This window comes from Paracoccus wurundjeri (assembly GCF_030678915.1).
In the GTDB taxonomy this organism is placed as follows: domain Bacteria; phylum Pseudomonadota; class Alphaproteobacteria; order Rhodobacterales; family Rhodobacteraceae; genus Paracoccus; species Paracoccus onubensis_A.
The window spans coordinates 39,348-60,043 of sequence record NZ_JAUUTZ010000018.1 but is presented as its reverse complement, the minus strand read 5'-3'; the positions used below and the strand labels follow the sequence as shown (position 1 = coordinate 60,043).

Sequence of the window (20,696 nt, the reverse complement as noted above, 5' to 3'; positions counted from 1 at the left end):
GATAGCTTCCGTCAGTTGGTAGCCGGAGTTTCTTCGCCTTCGGCAGGTGCCGCGTCATCCATGGGATCGGTTTCGGGCATGGCGGAGTCGCTCTCCATGTCGTCGGCGGGCGCCGCGGCGTCATCCGCAGCAGGTTCCTCCATCGCGCCGTCATCCGGGGCAGCAGCGTCATCAGGCGCGGTGGCATCATCCGCTGGAGCGTCGGTAGCCGCATCGTCGGCGGGTGCCTCCATCGTCGTGTCATCAGCAGGCGCATCCATCGTGTCGCCTGCTGCCGGATCGGCTGCGGGTTCCTCGGAAACTGCGCCCGGATCCGCCGGTACCGCTGCGGGATCTGCCGCAGGATCAGCTGCCGGATCTCCGGCCATGCCGCCTTCAGCACCAGCATCCGGTGCAGGAGCCTGCTCGCGGAACACATAGGCCGGCGCGACATTGGCTTCTTCCTTGGTCAGATCACTGGTGATCTCACGCGCATCGGCGTTTACCGTAAGCTGTTCCCACGGAACGGCGATCTGCTTTTGGCCGATCCCAAGAAAGCCCCCAACCCCGATGATTGCGGCGATCATCTGACCGGATTCACCATCGACAATCAGGTCGTTGATACTGCCGATATCTGACCCATCCGGCGAGGTCACCGTGGCATCCGTAACCCAATCCAGACGCAACTCGTTAGACGCTTGTTCCTGCACCACCTTGCCGCTTTCGGCGACTTGAGCCTTGAGAGCCTCTTCTTCAGCTGCGGCGGCTTCAGCTTCGGCAGCGGCGGCATCGGCGCCGGGATCGGCTGCGGGTGCCGCAGGATCGGCGGTAGGCGCTGTGTCCTGCGCGAAGGCCGGAGTCAAAGCCAGAGGCAGTATGATTGCGGTCGTCATAAGAAACTTTTGCACGTCATTTCTCCTTTCTACCCAACGCGTTGCGCCATAACATTCGGGCGGCGCGTTTCGAGAACCCAATGATCTGTGCCCGGCTACAGTTCCGGTTTGCATGACCTGTCGGCAATAATTCGCTTATTTTTAAGGTGAAAGATTTCGACTGGGAAAAATGAAAGGATAAATTACTTTTTAATTTACAGCTTATTACAGAAGCTATTTCACGGGGCGCGGCGGCAGACCCACCCGGACAACTGTCAGCCTGCCTGCCATTCCGGTTTCAGTCCTCGCCGCGATAGGGCTGCACATATTGCAGCGCCATATCCCAGGGAAAGAAGATCCAGGTGTCCTGACTGACCTCGGTTACATAGGTCTGCACAACGCCTTTGCCCTTGGGTTTGGCGTATACCGTGCCGAAATGCGCCTTTGGATACATCTCGCGAACAAGTTCCAGCGTACGGCCGGAATCGACAAGATCGTCGATGACCAATATTCCGTCGCCATCTCCCATCAGCTCTTTGTCGGGATGTTTCAGCACCTGAATCCCGCCCTGTTCCTGCCTGAGATAGGATTTGACGCTGATGGTGTCGATGGTGCGGATATCCAGTTCCCGCGCCACAATCATGGCCGGAACCAGCCCGCCACGGGTCACGGCCACAACGGCGCGCCAATCCGTTCCGTCAAGCCGCCAGGCAAGGGCGCGTGCGTCGCGGTGCAACTGATCCCAGCTCACGTGGAAACCCTTTTCGTGGGGCAAGCGGTCCATTCTCGTTCTCCTTGATTGTCGTCGGTTCCGGTCTGTGCATCTTTACGGGTTCCGGATAAACCGGATTCGTACCGTATAATATCCTTGCGACGTGAAAGGCAAAGCTATCTGCCATGTGGCGTCCGGCCCGTCTTGTGCGTATCGCGGCATCGTGCCAGACCGTCCACGAAAGGATTTTATGCCATGAGCGAATTACCCGTCCTCCGCCTGCGCCCGAAATCGAAGCCGCAGGCGATCCGTCACGGCTTCCCCTGGGTCTTTGCCGATGAGGCGGTGCTGGACCGGCGTACGCGGAACCTGGAGCCGGGCGGCTTTGCCGTGCTGGAGGATGCCGAGCGGCGGCCGATGGCGTTGGTGACAGTGAATCCGCATTCGAAAATCGTGGCGCGGGTTATGGATGCCGATCCTGCTGCGCAGATCGATGGCGATTGGTTGCGGGCGCGCCTGCGCCGGGCATTGCAGATGCGGGAACGGCTTTACGACGCCCCTTTCTACCGGTTGATCCATGCCGAGGCGGACGGGCTTCCCGGGTTGATCGTGGATAGATTCGGGGATGCGGCCGTCATGCAGCCCAATGCGGCATGGGCGGACAGGATGGCGGCGGATCTAGCCGATGCCATCGCCGATATTGCGGGTGTTACATCGGTGATCCTGAACGGGCAGGGGCGGGCCCGGTCGCTGGAAGGGCTGGAAGAGCGGATGGAGGTTTTGCTGGGCACGGCCCCCGACGCTCCTGTTCCGGTCAGGATGAACGGCGCGACTTATCTGGCGGACCTGATGGGCGGCCAGAAGACCGGGTTATTTTATGACCAGCGTCCGAACCAGGCCTTTGCGCAGAAACTGGCGCAGGGCGCAGAGATGCTGGACGTGTTCAGCCATGTCGGCGGATTTGGGCTGGCGGCTTTGGCTGCGGGCGCGGCGCGGGCCACTTGTATCGATGGCAGCGCGACGGCATTGGAACTGGCCGTGGGCGGCGCCGGGCTGATGGATATGGGTGACCGGTTGGAGATCATGCAATCGGATGCTTTCAAAGCCATGGAGCAGATGGCCGAAGAGGGACGCCGCTTTGATCTGGTGGTCTGCGATCCCCCTGCATTCGCACCCTCGAAATCGGCGTTGGACGCTGGGCTGCGGGCCTATGAACGGGTGGCGAAGCTGGCCGCGCCTTTGGTCGCCCCGGGTGGTTATTTGGTTCTGTGCAGTTGCAGCCATGCTGCCGACCTGACCCAGTTCCGCAATGTGAGTGCCCGGGGTATCGGTCGAGGCGGGCGGCGCGGGGTATTGATCCATGCCGGACAGGCGGGCCCCGATCACCCGATTTTGCCGCAATTGGCCGAGACCGGCTACCTGAAGGCGCTGTTTTTCCGGCTGGACGGATGAAAGCCGTTCTGGACGCGAATATCCTGTTCCCGACGATTCTGCGCGAGATCCTGATCGATCTTGCCGGGCCGGGCCTGTATCAGCCGCTATGGTCTGAACGGATACTTGCGGAATGGCGGCATGCTGCTGCCCGCTTGAGTGCCGAGCAGGAACAGATCGCCGGGGCCGAGATCGCATTGCTGCAAGCTCGTTTTCCCGCATCCGCGATGCCGGATGACGGAAACCGCGTCATTGATCTGGAACTACCCGATCCCGCCGATCGCCATGTGATCGAGGCCGCGCTGGCAGGTGGGGCATCCCTGATCGTGACGGCCAATCTGCGGGATTTTCCGCGCAGAATGATGGAACGGCTTGACTTACGGGCGATTCATCCCGACGCGTTCCTGCTGGATTTGCATACCGCCGATCCAGCCGCGGTTGCCTTGACTGTTCAGTCCGTGCGCGACAAGGCCGCAAGAATGGGTGGGGATATGACGATTGCAGAAATGCTTAAACGCAGCCGTTTACCGCGATTGAGTCGCGCTCTGAAAGGTTGAAAAACATTGCTGTTATCGCTAACAAGAGATATGGCATCTGCCGGTGACAAGGAGGATAGCATGGTTTCGCGCGTCATTCCGGTCGAGGATTTCGACCTCGTGATTTTCGGTGCTACCGGTGATCTGTCGCATCGCAAGATATTCCCGGGTCTGTTCCGCCGCTTTGTGGCGGGCCAGATACCCGAAACGTCGCGGATTATCGGTGCGGCGAGAACCCGGCAGGACGACAAGGCCTTCCGCAATGAGATCGCCGGGGCGATTGTCGAATTCACAGGAGTGAAGAAAACCGACCCGAACCTGACGAAATTCCTGGAATTGCTGGGTTATACGGCTATCGATGCCAAGGGCACAGACGGTTGGAACGAACTCAAATCCCGGATGCGCAAAGGTGCGATCCATGCCTTTTATTTCTCGGTCGCGCCTTCCTTGTTCGGTGATCTGGCCGAACGGTTGCATAGCCACAAGATTGCCGATGAGGGTAGCCGGATCGTCGTGGAGAAACCCTTTGGCCGCGATCTCGAGTCGGCGCGCGCATTGAACGCGATGCTGGCCCAGCATTTCAGCGAGCAGCAGATTTATCGCATCGACCATTATCTGGGCAAGGAAACGGTGCAGAACCTGATGGTCGTGCGTTTCGCCAATATCCTGTTCGAACCGCTTTGGAACGCACAGTTCATCGACCATGTTCAGATCACAGTTGCCGAGACGGTGGGCGTCAGCGGGCGCGGGGCCTATTACGACAAATCGGGCGCGATGCGGGACATGGTTCAGAACCATATGATGCAGCTTCTTTGCCTGATTGCGATGGAACCGCCTTATCATTTCGATCCCGATGCCGTACGGGATGAGAAACTGAAGGTCATCCGGGCGCTTGAACCGGTGGAACCGGACGATATCGTTCGCGGGCAATATCAGGCGGACGAGGATTCGTCGGGCTATCTTGAGGATGCGGAAGATCCCGAATCCCGTACCGAAAGCTATGTCGCCATGAAGGTGAAAATCTCGAACTGGAGATGGCAGGGCACGCCTTTCTATCTGCGCACCGGCAAGAAACTGCGCGCGCGCACCAGCGAAATCGCGATCACTTTCAAGGAACCGCCGCATTCGATCTTTGACATGTCCAGCGGACCGAAAGCCAATGAACTGGTGATCCGGTTGCAACCGAATGATGGCATGAATCTAAAGGTGATGATAAAAGAGCCCGGACCGGGCGGGATGCGCCTGGTGCAGGTTCCGCTGGATATGACCTTCGCAGAGGCTCTTGGCCCGGAGGGGGGCGATATGCCCGATGCTTACGAGCGACTGATCATGGATGTGATCCGTGGCGACCAGACCCTGTTCATGCGCGGTGACGAGGTCGAGGCCGCATGGGCATGGACTGACCCGATCATAGAGGCATGGGATGATAGCAAGGCGCGCCCTGAACCCTATGACGCGGGTTCAAGCGGGCCCGAGGAATCCCTGCGCCTGATGCATCGCGATAACCGAAGATGGAGGGAGATTCGCGCATGAGCATGGATTTCAAGGAATATCCCGACCGCGAGATGCTTGCGCTGTCATTGGCCGATCGGCTGGCGTCGCAGCTTGGGCAACATCTGCGCAACAGCGAAACAGCCACGCTTTGCGTGCCGGGCGGCACTTCGCCCATTCAGGTTTTCGAGACACTCAGCGGCACCGATCTGGACTGGGACCGGGTGACGGTTTTTCTGGGCGATGAGCGTTGGGTGGATGGCGAGCATAAACGCTCGAACGGTCGCCTGTTGCGGCGGTATCTGCTGAAGGACAAGGCGGCGGCGGCGAATTACATCGATCTCTATACCGGCGATCCGCTGCCCGATGACGCTCTCGGGAAACTTGGTGAATCTCTTGCTCCGCATCTGCCGATCACCGTCGCGCTGCTGGGCATGGGGAACGATATGCATACGGCCAGCCTGTTTCCCGGTTCTGACCGTCTGACCGAGGCTTTGGCCAGCGACGCGCCGCCGTTACTGCCGATCCGCTCGGAAGGCGCGGAAGAGCCGCGCATCACCCTGACCCGGCCGGTCCTGTCGAAGGCATTTCACATTCACGTCTTGATCATGGGTCCGGAAAAACGGGAGGCTCTTGAGCGTGCGCAGAAGCTCGATCCGGCCGAGGCACCGATCCGGGCCTTTCTGGATCAGGCCACGGTGCATTGGGCGGAATAAGAGGTAGACATGCAGGACATCTGGAACCGGCTGAAATCCCATCGCAGGATGCAGGGAGCGACACGTATTCCCGACCTGTTCACTGCCGATCCTGATCGCGCGACGAATTTTTGCACCAAAGCGGATGGCCTGGTTTTCGACTGGTCCAAGACAATGATTGATGCGCAGGCGCGCGATCTGCTGCTGGAACTGACCGCAAGCGCCGGAGTCGAGGCGCGGCGCGAGGCGATGTTCACGGGCCGGAAGATCAACGAGACCGAAGGCAGAGCCGTGCTGCACACCGCCTTGCGCAATCTTGACGGCAGCGTGAATGTAGACGGGCAGGACGTGATGCCCGCCCTGCGCGATACCCACGCACGGATGCAGGCTTTTGCCCGCGATGTCCGCTCGGGCTCTTTCAAGGGGCAGGGCGGCAGGATTACGGATATCGTGAATATCGGCATAGGCGGGTCGGATCTTGGACCCTATATGGCGACCCTTGCCCTTGCGCCGTATCATGATGGCCCGTGGACGCATTTCGTCAGCAATGTGGATGGCGCGGATATCCACGATACCCTGAAGGGGCTGGACCCGGAGACGACGCTGGTGATCGTCGCCTCGAAGACTTTCACCACGATCGAGACGATGACCAATGCCCGCACCGCGCGCGATTGGATGGCGCGTACCGTCGCCGATCCGGCGGCGCAATTCGCCGCGCTGTCCTCGGCCATGGACAAGACGGCGGAGTTCGGGATCGATGAAACCCGCGTTTTCGGTTTCGAGGATTGGGTCGGCGGGCGCTATTCCGTCTGGGGCCCGATCGGCCTGTCATTGATGCTGGCGATCGGGCCAGAGAGGTTCGATGAATTTCTGGCCGGTGGCGCGGCGATGGATGCGCATTTCCGATCTGCTCCGCTTACGCAGAACCTGCCGGTCCTGCTGGCGCTTGTCGGGATCTGGCATCATCAGATCTGCGGCTATCCGACCCGGGCCGTGCTGCCTTATGACAACCGTCTGCTGCGGCTGCCTGCCTATCTGCAACAGCTCGAGATGGAATCGAATGGCAAAGGCGTGGCGATGGACGGCAGCGATCTGGCCATGCCATCCGGTCCTGTGGTCTGGGGCGAACCGGGAACCAACGGTCAGCATGCGTTCTATCAACTGATCCATCAGGGAACATCGACGGTCCCCTGCGAGTTCATTCTTGCCGCGCGCGGGCACGAGGATGAACTGGCCCATCACCATATTCTGCTTGCGGCAAATTGTCTTGCGCAATCCGAAGCATTGATGCGCGGCCGCAGCCTGGATGAGGCGCGCGCCCTGATGGCCGCCAAGGGGCTGGAGGGTACAGAGTTGGAGCGTCAGGCCCGGCATCGCGTCTTTCCCGGAAATCGCCCGTCGACCACGCTGCTGATCGGGCAATTGACGCCTTATGCGCTTGGCCAGATCGTGGCGCTGTATGAGCATCGGGTTTTTGTCGAAGGCGTCATTCTGGGTATCAACAGTTTCGATCAATGGGGCGTCGAACTGGGCAAGGAACTGGCGCTGCAGGTGGAGCCTTTGCTGAAAGGCGAGTCCGCGCCGGGGCATGATGCTTCGACCGAACATCTGGCCGGGCTGTTCCGTGAAATGCGCGACTGAATGAAGGCTGTTCGCCCCAAATCTCATACGGAATTTCCCCCAAGGATATTTTCGTGAATAAGAAGCCGTCCTGGAGTGTCTTCCCGCCGGCACGACCTTTTCGCGGACGACGCAAGGGATTAGGGTCGGGCGGACGGAAAGGATGCGGATATGTCGTTTTTCTCGAAACTGCGTGAGCGGCTGACCCGCTCTTCCTCGAAAATCGGCGAGGGCCTGGACGATATTGTCGGCGAGGAGGTCCCCGGAGATTCGGAAGACGCAGAAGACCGGCAGGTAGAGCCTGCTCCGGCGACGCCGCCGACCGGATTGGTGGGGCGGCTCTTTAACCGGCCGGAAGCGCAGGCGGCAGAACCGCGCCGGGCGCTTGACGACGAGATGCTGGAAGAGCTCGAGGATATGCTGGTTCAGACCGATCTTGGCGTCGAAACCGCCATGCGGATCACTGCCAATATCGCCGAGGGTCGGATGGGGCGCCGCATGTCCTCGACCGAGCTTAAGGAATTGCTGGCCGCCGAAATAACCCGGATCATGACGCCGGTCGCGCGCCCTCTGCCGCTATATTCGAAGAAACCGCAGGTGGTGCTGGTAGTCGGTGTGAACGGCGCGGGAAAAACCACGACGATCGGCAAGCTTGCCAGCCAGTTCAAGGCGGCGGGAAAATCTGTGGTGATTGCCGCAGGGGATACGTTCCGGGCGGCGGCGGTCGAGCAGTTGCAGATCTGGGGAGAACGCGCCGGGGTGCCCGTCATGGTCGCGGCGCAGGGTTCGGATCCGGCAAGCCTTGCGTTCGACGCGATGACGAAGGCCGAAGCCGATGGCGCGGATTTGCTGATGATCGACACGGCGGGACGATTGCAGAACCGTCAGGATCTGATGGAGGAATTGGCCAAGATCGTTCGGGTGATCCGCAAGAAAGATCCGGATGCGCCGCATAATACCCTGCTGGTGCTGGATGCGACGACTGGCCAGAACGCCCTCAATCAGGTCGAGACCTTCCGGAAACTTGCCGATGTTTCGGGACTGGTGATGACCAAGCTGGATGGAACCGCGCGGGGCGGGGTTCTGGTCGCGCTCGCGGATCGTTTCGGGCTGCCGATCCACGCGATTGGCGTCGGCGAACAAATCGAGGATCTGGATGCATTCGAACCGGAAGAATTCGCCCGCGCTTTAGTAGGGCTGTAATCCTTCGATATTGCGTCGGCGCGACAAAGAAAAAGGGCCATCGCGACGGATCGCGGTGGCCCTTTTGTCTATGGTTATCGCGGTATTACTTACTGCTCGCCGCCCGGCTTCAGTTTGCCGTTGCGCTGCTGTACCATCATGAAGGTGTCGAAATTATATTCGGCTGTTTGCGCATAGAGATACCATTCGTCGCGGAATGGCAGCATCGCCTCGTATTGCTTCTTGAACCATTCATTCTCTTCGGAAAGTTCGGCATAGACCTCATTGGAGGCTTCGAAGGCGGCGGCCATGATCTCTTCCGAGAAGGGCCGGAGCTGGGCACCGGAACCGACCAGTTCCCTGAGCGCGGTCGGGTTCTTGATGTCATATTCCGCCAGCATGTTCTGATCGACGGCCTGACAGCAGGTCCGCAAGAGCGATTTATAATTATCGGGCAGTTCTTCGAATTTCGCCTTGTTGAAGAAGAAACTGACGGTCGGCCCGCCTTCCCAGAAACCGGGATAATAATAATAGGGCGCGACCTTCTGGAAGCCCAGCTTGCCGTCATCATAGGGGCCGACCCATTCGGCAGCGTCGATCGTGCCCTTTTCAAGTGCGGGATACACATCACCGCCGGCAACCTGCTGGGGCACCACGCCCAGCTTTTCCACGACGCGGCCGGCCAGGCCCGCAATCCGCATCTTCAGACCTTTCATATCTTCCAGCGTCTTGATTTCCTTGCGATACCATCCGCCCATCTGCACGCCGGTATTGCCGCCGGGGAAAGAGACGAGGCTGTATTGTTCAAGGAATTCGTTGTAATTCTCGATCCCGCCACCATGGTAATTATAGGCTGCCTTGGCGCGGGCACTGAAGGTAAAGGGCAGATCGGCGCCGCAGGCGAAGGCAGGATCCTTGCCCCAGTTGTAATAGCCCACCGAATGCGCCGATTCGACGGTGCCGTCGGTCGCTGCGTTAATCGAGTCGAGCCCCGGGACAATCTCACCTGCAGCGAAAACCTGAATCTTGAACTTGCCGTCCGTCGCTTCATTCAGCCGTTTCGACAATTCATCGCCGCCGCCATAGATGGTATCCAGCGATTTGGGGAAAGACGACGCCATGCGCCAGTTGATCGACGGTGATTCCTGCGCGATGGCAGGAGCGGCGAGTGCCGTTCCGGCAGCCGCCGCCGCACCGCCCACGGATGCGCGCGCCAGGAAAGAGCGGCGGTCCAGATTGCTGGTTTTTTTCATAAACTCTCCTCCGAGTTGGGCGGTCGGGTGTCTGCCCCGGTTTCGCCGCTTTCTTACTGTGCGCAGTTTAACCAGTGGGTGACGGCTGTCGAGAGGGATTGCGGCGTACTTGCGCGAAAAACACATGGTCTTGCGCGGCGGTGATACGCCGGTTTCCTATACCCAAATATTTGGGCGAGAGGTCGTCGCGGGAGGGCGGAGCGCGTTCCCGGTTGGTTCTGACCCGGACGAAGTTTAGCGCAGGACCGACTTGCCCGCGTAAACCGCCGTCGCGCCAAGCATTTCTTCGATGCGGATCAGCTGGTTATATTTGGCGAGCCGGTCCGAGCGGGACAGCGATCCGGTCTTGATCTGGCCGCAATTCGTGGCAACCGCGAGATCGGCAATGGTTGCATCTTCGGTCTCGCCCGAGCGGTGGCTCATGACACTGGTGTAGCGGGCGCGGTCTGCCATGCGCACCGCGTCCAGCGTTTCCGACAAGGTACCGATCTGGTTGACCTTGACCAGCAGGCTGTTGCCGCAGCCCTTCTCGATGCCCTCTGCAAGTCGGGTGGGGTTTGTCACGAACAGATCGTCGCCCACAAGCTGCACAGTTGCGCCCAGCCTGTCGGTCAGCAGCTTCCAGCCTTCCCAGTCATCCTCGGCGCAACCATCCTCGATGGACAGGATCGGGTAATCGGCGCAAAGCGCGGCAAGATAGTCGACATTCTCTTCCGGTGACAGCGATTTGCCTTCACCTTTCATCTCGTATTTGCCGCCGGTGAAATATTCGGTCGAGGCGCAGTCAAGCGCCAGCATGATATCGTCGCCGGGGCTGTAACCTGCCTTTTCGATGGATTTCAAAATGAAATCCAAAGCATCGCGCGAGCTTGACAGATTCGGAGCGAACCCGCCCTCGTCGCCGATTCCGGTTGACTGGCCCGCCGCCGAAAGCTCTTTTTTCAGCGTGTGGAAGACCTCCGAACCCATGCGCACAGCCTCGCGGATATTTCGCGCGCTGACCGGCATGATCATGAATTCCTGAATATCGATCGGATTGTCGGCATGTTCGCCGCCATTGATGATATTCATCATCGGCACAGGCAGAACATGCGCGGCTGCGCCGCCAACATATCGGTAAAGCGGCTGTGCGCAGCTTTCGGCCGCGGCTTTTGCCACCGCCAGCGAGACGCCAAGAATGGCGTTCGCGCCAAGACGGCCCTTGTTCGCCGTGCCGTCGGTTTCGACCATCAATGCATCGATGGCGCGCTGTTCGGTCGCATCCTCGCCCACCAGCATCTCGGCAATTTCGCCATTCACGGCGGCGACGGCCTCCAGCACGCCCTTGCCCAGATAGCGCGAGTTGTCGCCATCGCGCCGCTCGACCGCTTCATGCGCGCCGGTTGACGCGCCGGACGGCACGGCCGCGCGACCCAGCGAGCCATCTTCAAGCGTCACATCGACCTCGACGGTCGGATTGCCGCGGCTATCGAGAATTTCACGGGCGAAAATATCGAAGATGGCGGTCATGAGGTGTCTCCGTTGATCAGCGTTGACGTCTACATAACCGCCAGAGCGTCCGGCTGAAAGCAACAATTGTCATGGCAGCTGGATGTCGATCCAGATCGGCAGATGGTCCGAGGCTTCGGGCGCATATTTTTCCGAGAAGACCCCGCTATCCTTGACCTCAATTCCCGGGGTAACGGCAAATCGATCGAGTTTAAGACGTGGCAGGGGGGCAGGATATGACGGACCCGGAGCGAGAATCCGGAAATCCTCGATCGGCTCGAAGCCCCGGTCATCGCGCCATTCGTTGAAATCGCCCATCATGACCGCATGTTCCGACGGGAGCCGTCTCAGCTTTTCCGATATCCTGGCAAGCTGCGCACGGCGGGAGGATCGGGCAAGGCCCAGATGCAGCCCCACGACTGTGAACCCGGGCAGACGCAACGCAATCGCGCCCCGCGGTTCAAGCCCCGGCAAAGGAAGCCGGCGCAGCGTGGCAGCCCCGGCGAGTTCTGGTCGCATCAGGATGGTTTGACCGTGCCAGCCCAGCGAATTCCCGCCTGTTCCGTTGAAATCCGCCGGAATCAACCCGGTTTCCCGTTCGATCATCGCGCGGGGCAGGGCCTCGGGCCGGGTGCCAAGGCGGAAGTCGGCCTCTTGCAGGGCGATGATATCCGGGGCGAGATCGCGGATAACCGCAAGATTGCGCGCGGGCGCATGCGGTCCGGTCAGGCCGCGGCATTTGTGAAGATTGTAACTGGCCAGTCTTAACACGTGTCGGCCTTCTCTGTACTTAATACTGATTTATCTCGCAAAAGGATTAAAGAGAACCTTGCATGGCGATGCGCGATCAATTCTTCCTCCGGAATTACGCCAATCGCCGCTGCATCAGGTTCCGCAAAAGGTTTGCCTGACGGCCTCGTCCGGGTTTGGGGGCAGGGCAAACTCATCCCATTCGGAACGGGTTTCGCAGGGATGGGTGACCGCATCGCACAGCGTCTCGAACGGTACGTGATCACCTGCCACGGCTGCGGCAATTACCTGCTCGATCCGGTGATTCCGCGGGATACGCGCCGGATTGGCCTTTACCATGAGATCCGGATCCGGATGGCAGGAACGCCAGCTAGTGGCCCATTCGTCAAATGCCGCCGGCTCGGTGAATTCATCGCGTGCGGAAGAGTCGGAAAGGCCGTGGAAAACCCTCGTGAAATCCGCCTTCTGCCTGGCCATGATGGTCAGCAGGCGTTCCGCCAGTTCGCGATCCTTTTCTTCCGGGTCGGCAAGACCCAGTTTTGCGCCGAATTCACGCAGCCACGCGTCTTGATACAATGGCGCGAAGCGGTGAACGGACTGGGTCGCGGCCTCGATGGCCTTGTCGCGACCTCCCATCAGGGGAATCAGGCAGGTGGCGAGCTGCGCAAGATTCCAGACCGCGATCTGCGGCTGGTTCGCCCAGGCATAGCGCCCCATCTGATCTATCGATGAAAACACCGTATCAGGATGATAAATATCCATAAAAGCGCATGGACCGTAATCTATCGTTTCGCCTGAAATCGCCATGTTGTCAGTGTTCATCACGCCATGGATGAACCCCAGCGCCATCCATTTTGCGATCGTTTCCGCCTGCCGTCCAACGACCTGATCCAGCAGTTCCAGGGGTCCCGAGACCTGCGGGTAATGCCGTTTGATGACGTGGTCGGTCAGGGCGCTCAGGGCGCTTTCGTTTCCGCGCACCGCGAAATACTGGAACGTGCCCACGCGGATATGACTGGACGCTACCCGTGTCAGAACCGCGCCCGGCAAACCATCATCGCGCCAGACCGTCTCGCCGGTCGTCACCGCGGCAAGGGCGCGGGTGGTCGGCACATCCATGGCCGCCATGAACTCGCTGACGATATATTCGCGCAGCACCGGCCCCAGCCATGCCCGGCCATCGCCCATCCGGGAGAACGGGGTCTTGCCGCTGCCCTTCAATTGAAGATCGAACCGTGCGCCGTCCGGGGACACCACCTCGCCCAGCAGCACGGCGCGGCCGTCACCAAGCTGCGGCACGAAGCCTCCGAACTGATGCCCGGCATAGGCCTGGGCGATAGGTTCCGCGCCTTCCGGCAGGGAATTCCCGGCCAGCATTGCAATGCCGTCCGGACTGTGCAGCCATGTGACATCAAGCCCCAATCGCTCTGCCAGCTTTTCATTAAGCGCCATAAGCGCCGGTTCCGGTACCGGTGTGGGGTTGATCCGTGCGAAGAAGCCTTGGGGCAGCCGGGCGTAGCTGTTGTCGAAATGAATCATTCGGGTCTCCTGTTCCCTAAAGATAAGAAGCCCGGCCGGATTTGCTATCCCTTGCGTGAGGCCGCCCATCCGCGTATCGCGGAGTTGAAAAGGAGCAGCGCCGATGAAATTCCTCGATCTCGCCAAGGTCTATATCCGCTCGGGCGGCGGCGGTGCGGGCTGTGTGTCGTTCCGGCGCGAGAAATATGTCGAGTTCGGCGGCCCGGATGGCGGCGATGGCGGCAAGGGCGGCGATGTCTGGGCCGAAGCGGTCCCGGGGCTGAACACGCTGATCGATTTCCGCTATCAGCAGCATTTCTTCGCCAAATCCGGCCAGCACGGCATGGGTAGCCAGATGACCGGCAAGGGCGGAACCGACGCTGTGCTGAAGGTGCCGGTCGGAACCGAGATCCTTGACGAGGACGAGGAAACCGTCATCGCCGATCTCACCGAGCCGGGGCAACGCGTGCTTCTAGCGCGTGGCGGTAATGGCGGCTGGGGAAATCTGCATTTTAAATCCTCGACCAATCGTGCGCCGCGAAATGCCAATCCCGGGCAGCCGGGTGTCGAACGCACCATCTGGCTGCGGCTGAAGCTGATCGCGGATGCGGGGCTTGTCGGGCTGCCGAATGCGGGAAAATCGACATTCCTCGCAGCGGTCTCGAATGCCAAGCCCAAGATTGCCGATTATCCGTTTACGACCCTGCATCCCAATCTGGGCGTCGTCGGGGTGGATAACCGAGAATTCGTGATGGCCGATATTCCCGGCCTGATCGAAGGCGCAAGCGAGGGCAGGGGGATCGGCGACCGCTTCCTTGGTCATATCGAACGCTGCGCGATTCTGCTGCATCTGGTCGATGGCACCTCTGAAGATGTCGCCGGCGATGCCCGTACCGTGCTGACCGAGCTGGGCTCTTATTCTCCGGTATTGATGGCAAAGCCGCGGATTACCGCTTTGAACAAGATCGACGCGCTGGACGAGGAAACGATTGCCATGCGCCGGGCCGAGCTTGAAGCTGAAACCGGGGATACGGTTTATCTGATGTCGGGTGTGGCCAGGCAAGGCGTGACCGAGGTGCTGCGGGCGCTTTGGGCCGAGATCGGGCCGACACATGCACCGGATGACCACGCGGATGAAGGACCGTGGCAGCCCTAGCGTCCTGAGGTATTTGAACAAAGAAGAAGTCGGATGCGCGAGAATACCCGGAAAATCGCCAACAAGGCCCCTGCATTGGCGGATGCCCGCCGACTGGTCGTCAAGATCGGCTCGGCCCTGCTTGTCGGTCCCAACGGATTGGCCGGCGAGTGGTTGCGCGGTCTTTGCGACGATGTGGCCATGTGGCGGCAGCGCGGTTGCGACGTCGTTCTTGTTTCGTCGGGGTCCATTGCGCTTGGCCGCCGCGTGCTTGGTCTGCCCGCTGGCGCATTGTCGCTTGAACAGGCGCAGGCGGCGGCGGCGGTGGGGCAGATCCGTCTTGCCCGCGCCTATGAAGAAGCATTGGCGCCGCATGGCGTCACGACGGCGCAGATCCTGCTGACGCTCGAGGACAGCGCCGAACGCCGGCGCTATCTGAACAGCCGGGCGACGATGCAGACGCTGCTGTCTCTGGGCGTCGTTCCGATCGTCAATGAAAACGACACCATCGCCACGGATGAGATCCGTTATGGCGATAATGACCGGCTTGCCGCGCAGATCGCGGTAACCTGCGGCGCCGATCAGCTATTGCTCTTGTCGGATGTAGACGGGCTTTATACCGCCAATCCCAAGACCGATCCCGACGCACGTCACCTTCCCCTCATCGAACATCTGACCCCCGAGATCGAGGCGATGGGCGGTGATCCGGTCTCGGGCCTGTCCAAGGGCGGCATGAAAACGAAACTGCTGGCAGCCCGCACCGCTATCGCCGGCGGTTGTGCAATGGTGATTGCCGAAGGCTCGGTCTTGCGCCCCCTGTCCGCAGTGGCGGGCGGGGCGCGGGCAAGCTGGTTTCTGCCTGACAGCGACCCTCAAACAGCCCGGAAGCGCTGGATCGCGGCGATGAAGCCGAAAGGCGCGGTGACGATCGATCAAGGGGCGGTGAACGCATTGCGGGGAGGCAAGTCGCTGCTGCCCGCGGGCGTCCGGTCTGTTTCGGGCGCATTCGGTCGCGGCGATCCGGTGACGATCTTTGGCCCTTCCGGTGAAACGCTCGCGACCGGATTGACGCGCTATACCGCCGATGAAACGCGCCGGATCAGGGGACATCATTCAGCCGAGATCGAGGCGATATTGGGTTATCCGGGACGCGCGGCCTTGATTCATCGAGACGACATGGCGCTTTGACAGCCCGTCAGAAGCCCTGATATTTAATCTCCTGTCATCCGTTACGAACCGATACGGCAAAATCCTGCGCATTCACCATTCCGGGGGCCGCAATGAGACATCTGACCATCACATATTGCACCGGCTGCAATTGGCTGCTGAGGGCCGGGTGGTATGCTCAGGAATGTCTTTCGACTTTTGGCACGGCATTGCAGGTGACTTTGGTTCCCGACGATAGCGGCGGGGTGTTTCATATCATGCTGGATGGAGAATTTCTGTGGGAGCGGAAAAGGGATGGCGGGTTTCCCGATATCCGGACCCTCAAGCAACGTATCCGGGACGTCATCGAACCAGAGCGATCTCTGGGCCACCTGGACAATTAAAGCCCCAATGGCCCGCCGCGCCGACTGATTTGCTCAGGCCACTTTCTGCCGTGGCCGAACCAGCCTGCCACGCCCCCTTTCATGCATCAGACGGGCTGCGTCCGGTCCCGGGGCGGGCAGGGAAAGAACCGTATCACGCATGACGGCGATCGCTTCGTCGCTGGCACGGGGCAGGGTGGCGGGATCAAGCGGTTTGCCGATCGTGACCCGATAGGGTTGGCCGACCTTGTTCAGCACCTCGTTGAACAGCGTCACGTCGCGCAGGGTCGGATGAATCGCATCCAGCAGGTAGAACAGCAATGAATTGCGCGCGCGGATATTCATGGGAATAACCGGAACGTCGAATTTGCGGGCGATCATGGCGGCGCTGGCCATCCAGGGACGTTCGTGAAGGGTTATCCCGCGCCGCTTCGCCAACCGGCCTGAAGGGAAAATCAGCCCTATTCGACCAGCCTCCAAAGCGCGGCGGGTGTAATCCATCGTCGCCTTGGTCTTGGCATGGCTGCGTTTGTCCGCCCGCCATTCGACCGGCGCAATCAGATCCTCGGTCTGGGGCAGCACCCGGATCATGTCATGATTGGCGTAAATGAAAAGATCATCGCGCAGCGGAGTTATCAACGCATGCATGACAATACCGTCAGCGATCCCCGTCGGGTGGTTGGACACGATCAGGGCGGGTCCCGTCGCGGGCAGGTTCTCCATCCCTTCGACCTGAACATCGCGCACGATCAACTGGGTCATTCTGCGCATGATCTCGGGGGTCGGCAGGTCGCGGAATTCCGCGCTCAGCTCGATGGTGCGGGGGTATTGCAGCAGGCGCATCATGGCCTGCCTGGCGATCCGGTGATGCAGCTTCTGGGAAAAAAGCCACGGTGCCCGCTCGGCGATCAGCGGATCAAGGCGGGCCTGCATTTCGGCCCTCGCATGAAGATTTTGTTCACTCATCTCAGTTATTTTGCCCCGGGGGATCAATATCCACAAGCCAAGTTATTCGCCAGCGGCAATCATCCGCGTGACCATCTCGCGCAGGTTCCTGCTGATCCCTTTCATCGCGGCCATCCGTTCCAGCGCCGCCAGCGCCCTTTTGCGCCGATTTTCGTCATAGCGCGGCCAAGTTTCGAAAGCCGTGGACATCCGCGCCGCGATTTGCGGATTGACCGGATCCATTTTCATCAGCCATTCGGCAAGAAAATCGTAACCCTTACCGTCGGCAGCGTGAAAGCCCGCATGGTTCGCGGCCAGCCCGCCCAGAAGCGCACGGAAGCGATTGGGGTTCTTCCAGTCGAAATCGCGACGCTCGGAGAGCTGCCGGGCAATCGCAATGGCATCGGCGGGAGGAGCCGCCATCGGCTGTACGGTAAACCATTTATCCATCACCAGCCGGTTATCCTTGAACTGGTCATGCAATGCCGAAAGCGCGACGCCGCCGCGACCACGCCGGACGAGGCAGATCAGTGCCGCCATTCTTTCGGTCATATTGCTGGTGATACCAAACAGAACCTCGGCGCGCTCTCCTCCGTCGATTCGGGTCAGCAGCCCAAGCGCGGAAATGCGCAACGCCCGCCGGGCGGCAGAGTCGGCATCGGGCGAATAGGGTCCCGGTACCACCATCTGATCGTAGATCGCGGACAGGAGATTCGCATGAGCCTCTGCCATGCGGCGCGCCAGCCGGTTGCGAGCGTCGTGAATGGCATCGGGATCCGGGATCACCCCCGCGGCGTAAAGGCGGGTGGCAATCTCTTCTTCGCCTGGCAAATTCAGGCACAGGGCGCGGAAGGCGGGATCCGCGTCTTCATCCGCCACGAGTTGCCCGATGGCACCGATATAATCCGCACCGCCATCCTTCCCCTGAGATAGGGCGGTCAGGGCATGAAGCGCCAATTCGCGCCCGGTCTCCCATCGCGCAAAGGGATCGGTATCATGGGCCAGAAGGAAGGCGCGGGTCGCGTCGTCGATGTCCCGTTCAAGAATCACCGGGGCCGAAAAGCCGCGCAGGGCCGACACGACCGGGCGCGCGCCCAGGCCATCGAAGCTGAACTCCTGCTCTGCCTCTGACATTTCGAGCATCCGGGTCGGCTCGATCTCGTCGCCATTCGGACCGATCAGGCCGACGGCGATTGGAATGACGCGCGGGGGTTTGTCATTCTGCCCCGGTGTCGGCGGGGTATGCTGGGTGAAATGCAGGGTAAGGCGGCCGTTCTCCCATGTTTCGCGCATGGTGAGGCGCGGCGTACCTGCATCCGTATACCAGCGCTTGAATTGCGCCAGATTGCGCCCTGTCGCGTCTTCGAAGACCTTCAGCCAATCTTCGATCGTCGCTGCCTCGCCGTCATGACGCTTGAAATAAAGATCGAGTGCGCGGGCATAGCCGTCATCGCCGACCAGCCGTTTCAGCATCCCGATCACCTCTGCGCCCTTTTCATAGACGGTCGCGGTATAGAAATTGTTGATTTCCTCGTATTCCTCAGGCCGGACGGGATGGGCAAGCGGCCCCTGATCCTCGCGGAACTGACGCGCGCGAAGGGCCTGCACATCGCCGATTCTCTTGACGGATGCGCTGCGCATATCGCTGGTGAACTGCTGGTCGCGGAAGACTGTCAGCCCCTCCTTGAGACAAAGCTGGAACCAGTCGCGGCAGGTAATGCGGTTGCCTGTCCAGTTGTGGAAATATTCATGGGCGATGACGCTTTCGATCCGTTCGTAATCCGCATCCGTCGCGGTTTCAGGAGAGGCGAGCACCAGCTTGGAGTTGAAGATATTCAATCCCTTATTTTCCATCGCGCCCATGTTGAAATCATCCACGGCAACGATATTAAAGACATCGAGGTCGTATTCACGCCCATAGACATCCTCATCCCATTTCATCGACTTGATCAGCGATTCCATGGCGAATCCGGCACGATCTTCATCTCCGGGACGAACCCAGACATTCAGGGCGACATCACGGCCTGACGCGGTTGTGAACCGATCCTTGATCGCCACCAGATCGCCGGCGACAAGCGCAAAAAGATAGGCCGGTTTGGGCCAGGGGTCGTGCCACTCGGCCAGTCCCTCCTCCTGTCGGACCGGATTGCCATTCGATAGCAGAACAGGCTGATCGGAATGGATCGTGACCTGGAAAGGCGCCATCACATCCGGGCGGTCGGGATAAAAGGTGATATGCCGGAATCCTTCCGCCTCGCATTGGGTACAGAACATTCCGTTCGAGATATACAGGCCCTCGAAGGCCGTATTCGCAGAGGGGTTGATCTCGACCTCGGTGGAAAGGGTGAACTGCCCGTCGGGCAGGGCAGCGGCGGCAATGACAAGGCGCTCATCGTCGCGGGTGACCTGATCGGCCGCCGGCTCGCGCCCGTCGATGGTCAGCGAGATCAGGTGCAGATCCTTGCCGCCATCCAGCAGCAGATCCTCTGACCCGTTGCGCGGTCTGAATGTCAAATCCGCCCTGACGCGAGTCGCATCGGGCGCGAGAGTGAACTCGAGCCGGGTCTGTTCGAGGATGAAGGGATAGGGTCGATAATCGGCAAGAAATTGCCTATCCGGCGAGTCTGTTCGAGTCATATTCATTACTCCGCCTCAAAAAAGTGCCATTGTTCAGGGAACTGTGCACCTGTCAAAGTGTTAATCGCCTGTGAACCGGGCCGCAAGCCGGGCATCGCTGGTTGTCGTTTGACAGTTGGACAGCGCTGACGGACAGGTTGGCACACAGACAGGGTGTTAAAGAATTATTTAAGGAGGGCAGCAATGACCTATGATCCAAACGATCCTAACCGTAAGAACGTCGAAGGCGATCCGGCGGCACCGAAAGAAACTTATGTCGAACCGGTCGAGCGCAAATCTTCGCCGCTTCCACTGATCATCGGCGTGCTTGTCGCGCTGGCCGTGGCTTGGTTTGTCCTTCAGAAATTCACTGGAAGCGATGAAGTCACAACCGAAGGCGACAGCGCAACCGTCAGCACGACGGAAGAGCCCGCAGCCGGGGGCGCAGACAGCGAAGCGACCGAAGCCGAGGGCGAAGCTGACAATGCTGCGTCGGAAGCTGAAGCCGCCGCGGATGATGCTGCCGAAGCGACAGAAGACGCTGCCGAAGCAACCGAAGATGCTGCAAGCGACGCAGGCGCAGCAGCAGAAGATGCCGCGAGTGACGCGACTGATGCTGCAAACGATGCTGCCGAGGCAACGGAAGACGCTGCAAGCGATGCTGCTGACGCGACAGAAGACGCTGCGAGTGATGCTGCTGATACAACGGAAGATGCGGCAAGCGATGCGACGGAATCCGGCGAAGACGCCGCCGCCACGACCGATTCGGCTGGCGATGCGCTGCAAGACGCGGGCGATGCTGCGGCTGATGCCGCTTCAGATGCCGCTAATGCCGTCGAAGGTGCCGCTGAGGACGCTGCAGATGCATTGCAGGATGCCATGCCGGGCAGCGACGAGCCCACAACCGAGTCGACGACTCCCAGCAACTGATCTTTCTAATCAGA

At 60.2% G+C, this 20,696-nt stretch carries 18 protein-coding genes; 10 read left to right on the top strand and 8 right to left on the bottom strand.

Translation table 11 applies throughout. The features are described from left to right. Positions 1-11 precede the first annotated feature (11 nt). Entirely contained in the window at positions 12-887 is an 876-nt protein-coding gene (locus tag Q0601_RS16845; RefSeq protein ID WP_305291038.1) for a PRC-barrel domain-containing protein, read from the bottom strand. 262 nt (positions 888-1,149) lie between these two features. Next, entirely contained in the window at positions 1,150-1,635 is a 486-nt protein-coding gene (gene gpt, locus Q0601_RS16840) for a xanthine phosphoribosyltransferase (RefSeq protein ID WP_119750433.1), read from the bottom strand. A 183-nt stretch (positions 1,636-1,818) separates the two neighbouring features. On the opposite strand from gpt, the gene Q0601_RS16835 reads away from it, so the two are divergent. The 6 genes from Q0601_RS16835 to ftsY all read left to right on the top strand — a co-directional run bounded on the left by Q0601_RS16835 (position 1,819) and on the right by ftsY (position 8,539). Continuing rightward, positions 1,819-3,015: an RSP_2647 family RNA methyltransferase gene (locus Q0601_RS16835; RefSeq protein ID WP_305291037.1), complete on the top strand. Its 1,197-nt coding sequence runs from the start codon at positions 1,819-1,821 to the stop codon at positions 3,013-3,015. Then, a complete protein-coding gene (locus Q0601_RS16830; RefSeq protein ID WP_305291036.1) occupies positions 3,012-3,551 on the top strand; it encodes an RSP_2648 family PIN domain-containing protein in 540 nt (179 codons plus the stop codon). The genes Q0601_RS16835 and Q0601_RS16830 overlap by 4 nt, the downstream gene beginning before the upstream one ends. Before the next feature lie 60 nt (positions 3,552-3,611). Continuing rightward, positions 3,612-5,063, top strand: coding sequence for a glucose-6-phosphate dehydrogenase (gene zwf / locus Q0601_RS16825; protein ID WP_305291035.1), 1,452 nt, complete (start codon positions 3,612-3,614; stop codon positions 5,061-5,063). A 2-nt stretch (positions 5,064-5,065) separates the two neighbouring features. Further along, positions 5,066-5,737, top strand: a complete 672-nt coding sequence (gene pgl / locus Q0601_RS16820; protein ID WP_305291082.1) for a 6-phosphogluconolactonase — start codon at positions 5,066-5,068, stop codon at positions 5,735-5,737. A 9-nt stretch (positions 5,738-5,746) separates the two neighbouring features. Further along, positions 5,747-7,357: a glucose-6-phosphate isomerase gene (pgi, locus tag Q0601_RS16815; RefSeq protein WP_305291034.1), complete on the top strand. Its 1,611-nt coding sequence runs from the start codon at positions 5,747-5,749 to the stop codon at positions 7,355-7,357. Between the two features lie 150 nt (positions 7,358-7,507). Further along, entirely contained in the window at positions 7,508-8,539 is a 1,032-nt protein-coding gene (gene ftsY / locus Q0601_RS16810) for a signal recognition particle-docking protein FtsY (RefSeq protein ID WP_305291033.1), read from the top strand. An 89-nt stretch (positions 8,540-8,628) separates the two neighbouring features. On the opposite strand, the gene Q0601_RS16805 is transcribed toward ftsY, so the two are convergent. The 4 genes from Q0601_RS16805 to Q0601_RS16790 form a co-directional block, all read right to left on the bottom strand. Continuing rightward, positions 8,629-9,753 (bottom strand): TRAP transporter substrate-binding protein, encoded by a 1,125-nt coding sequence (locus Q0601_RS16805; protein ID WP_305291081.1) that lies wholly within the window; start codon positions 9,751-9,753, stop codon positions 8,629-8,631. A gap of 252 nt (positions 9,754-10,005) precedes the next feature. Then, positions 10,006-11,280 (bottom strand): phosphopyruvate hydratase, encoded by a 1,275-nt coding sequence (eno, locus tag Q0601_RS16800; RefSeq protein ID WP_305291032.1) that lies wholly within the window; start codon positions 11,278-11,280, stop codon positions 10,006-10,008. Positions 11,281-11,349: 69 nt separating this feature from the next. Next, positions 11,350-12,030, bottom strand: a complete 681-nt coding sequence (locus tag Q0601_RS16795) for an endonuclease/exonuclease/phosphatase family protein (protein ID WP_305291031.1) — start codon at positions 12,028-12,030, stop codon at positions 11,350-11,352. A 114-nt stretch (positions 12,031-12,144) separates the two neighbouring features. Beyond that, positions 12,145-13,548, bottom strand: coding sequence for a protein adenylyltransferase SelO (locus Q0601_RS16790; protein ID WP_305291030.1), 1,404 nt, complete (start codon positions 13,546-13,548; stop codon positions 12,145-12,147). 103 nt (positions 13,549-13,651) lie between these two features. On the opposite strand from Q0601_RS16790, the gene obgE reads away from it, so the two are divergent. The 3 genes from obgE (at position 13,652) to Q0601_RS16775 (ending at position 16,212) form a co-directional block, all read left to right on the top strand. Continuing rightward, positions 13,652-14,683 carry a GTPase ObgE gene (gene obgE / locus Q0601_RS16785; protein ID WP_305291029.1) on the top strand — a complete coding sequence of 344 codons (1,032 nt, stop codon included), beginning with the start codon at positions 13,652-13,654 and terminating at the stop codon, positions 14,681-14,683. A 33-nt stretch (positions 14,684-14,716) separates the two neighbouring features. After that, a complete protein-coding gene (proB, locus tag Q0601_RS16780) occupies positions 14,717-15,850 on the top strand; it encodes a glutamate 5-kinase (protein ID WP_305291028.1) in 1,134 nt (377 codons plus the stop codon). 92 nt (positions 15,851-15,942) lie between these two features. Next, positions 15,943-16,212, top strand: coding sequence for an Rdx family protein (locus Q0601_RS16775; protein WP_305291027.1), 270 nt, complete (start codon positions 15,943-15,945; stop codon positions 16,210-16,212). 33 nt (positions 16,213-16,245) lie between these two features. Here Q0601_RS16775 and Q0601_RS16770 read toward each other — a convergent pair whose 3' ends face one another. Continuing rightward, positions 16,246-17,157 carry a 1-acyl-sn-glycerol-3-phosphate acyltransferase gene (locus tag Q0601_RS16770; protein WP_305291026.1) on the bottom strand — a complete coding sequence of 304 codons (912 nt, stop codon included), beginning with the start codon at positions 17,155-17,157 and terminating at the stop codon, positions 16,246-16,248. A 42-nt stretch (positions 17,158-17,199) separates the two neighbouring features. Continuing rightward, positions 17,200-19,773, bottom strand: coding sequence for an aminopeptidase N (gene pepN / locus Q0601_RS16765; RefSeq protein ID WP_305291025.1), 2,574 nt, complete (start codon positions 19,771-19,773; stop codon positions 17,200-17,202). A gap of 183 nt (positions 19,774-19,956) precedes the next feature. Here pepN and Q0601_RS16760 point away from each other — a divergent pair, with 183 nt between their 5' ends. Then, positions 19,957-20,682: a hypothetical protein gene (locus tag Q0601_RS16760; RefSeq protein ID WP_305291024.1), complete on the top strand. Its 726-nt coding sequence runs from the start codon at positions 19,957-19,959 to the stop codon at positions 20,680-20,682. Positions 20,683-20,696: the final 14 nt, after the last annotated feature.

Bases quoted from the DNA above. Each gene is read 5' to 3' on its own strand.
- Q0601_RS16830 (WP_305291036.1), top strand. From the start codon at position 3,012: ATGAAAGCCGTTCTGGACGCGAATATCCTGTTCCCGACGATTCTGCGC.
- Q0601_RS16835 (WP_305291037.1), top strand. From the start codon at position 1,819: ATGAGCGAATTACCCGTCCTCCGCCTGCGCCCGAAATCGAAGCCGCAG.
- Q0601_RS16790 (WP_305291030.1), bottom strand. From the start codon at position 13,548: ATGATTCATTTCGACAACAGCTACGCCCGGCTGCCCCAAGGCTTCTTC.
- pgi (WP_305291034.1), top strand. From the start codon at position 5,747: ATGCAGGACATCTGGAACCGGCTGAAATCCCATCGCAGGATGCAGGGA.
- zwf (WP_305291035.1), top strand. From the start codon at position 3,612: ATGGTTTCGCGCGTCATTCCGGTCGAGGATTTCGACCTCGTGATTTTC.
- obgE (WP_305291029.1), top strand. From the start codon at position 13,652: ATGAAATTCCTCGATCTCGCCAAGGTCTATATCCGCTCGGGCGGCGGC.
- eno (WP_305291032.1), bottom strand. From the start codon at position 11,280: ATGACCGCCATCTTCGATATTTTCGCCCGTGAAATTCTCGATAGCCGC.
- Q0601_RS16760 (WP_305291024.1), top strand. From the start codon at position 19,957: ATGACCTATGATCCAAACGATCCTAACCGTAAGAACGTCGAAGGCGAT.
- gpt (WP_119750433.1), bottom strand. From the start codon at position 1,635: ATGGACCGCTTGCCCCACGAAAAGGGTTTCCACGTGAGCTGGGATCAG.
- pepN (WP_305291025.1), bottom strand. From the start codon at position 19,773: ATGACTCGAACAGACTCGCCGGATAGGCAATTTCTTGCCGATTATCGA.
- Q0601_RS16775 (WP_305291027.1), top strand. From the start codon at position 15,943: ATGAGACATCTGACCATCACATATTGCACCGGCTGCAATTGGCTGCTG.
- ftsY (WP_305291033.1), top strand. From the start codon at position 7,508: ATGTCGTTTTTCTCGAAACTGCGTGAGCGGCTGACCCGCTCTTCCTCG.
- proB (WP_305291028.1), top strand. From the start codon at position 14,717: ATGCGCGAGAATACCCGGAAAATCGCCAACAAGGCCCCTGCATTGGCG.
- pgl (WP_305291082.1), top strand. From the start codon at position 5,066: ATGGATTTCAAGGAATATCCCGACCGCGAGATGCTTGCGCTGTCATTG.
- Q0601_RS16770 (WP_305291026.1), bottom strand. From the start codon at position 17,157: ATGAGTGAACAAAATCTTCATGCGAGGGCCGAAATGCAGGCCCGCCTT.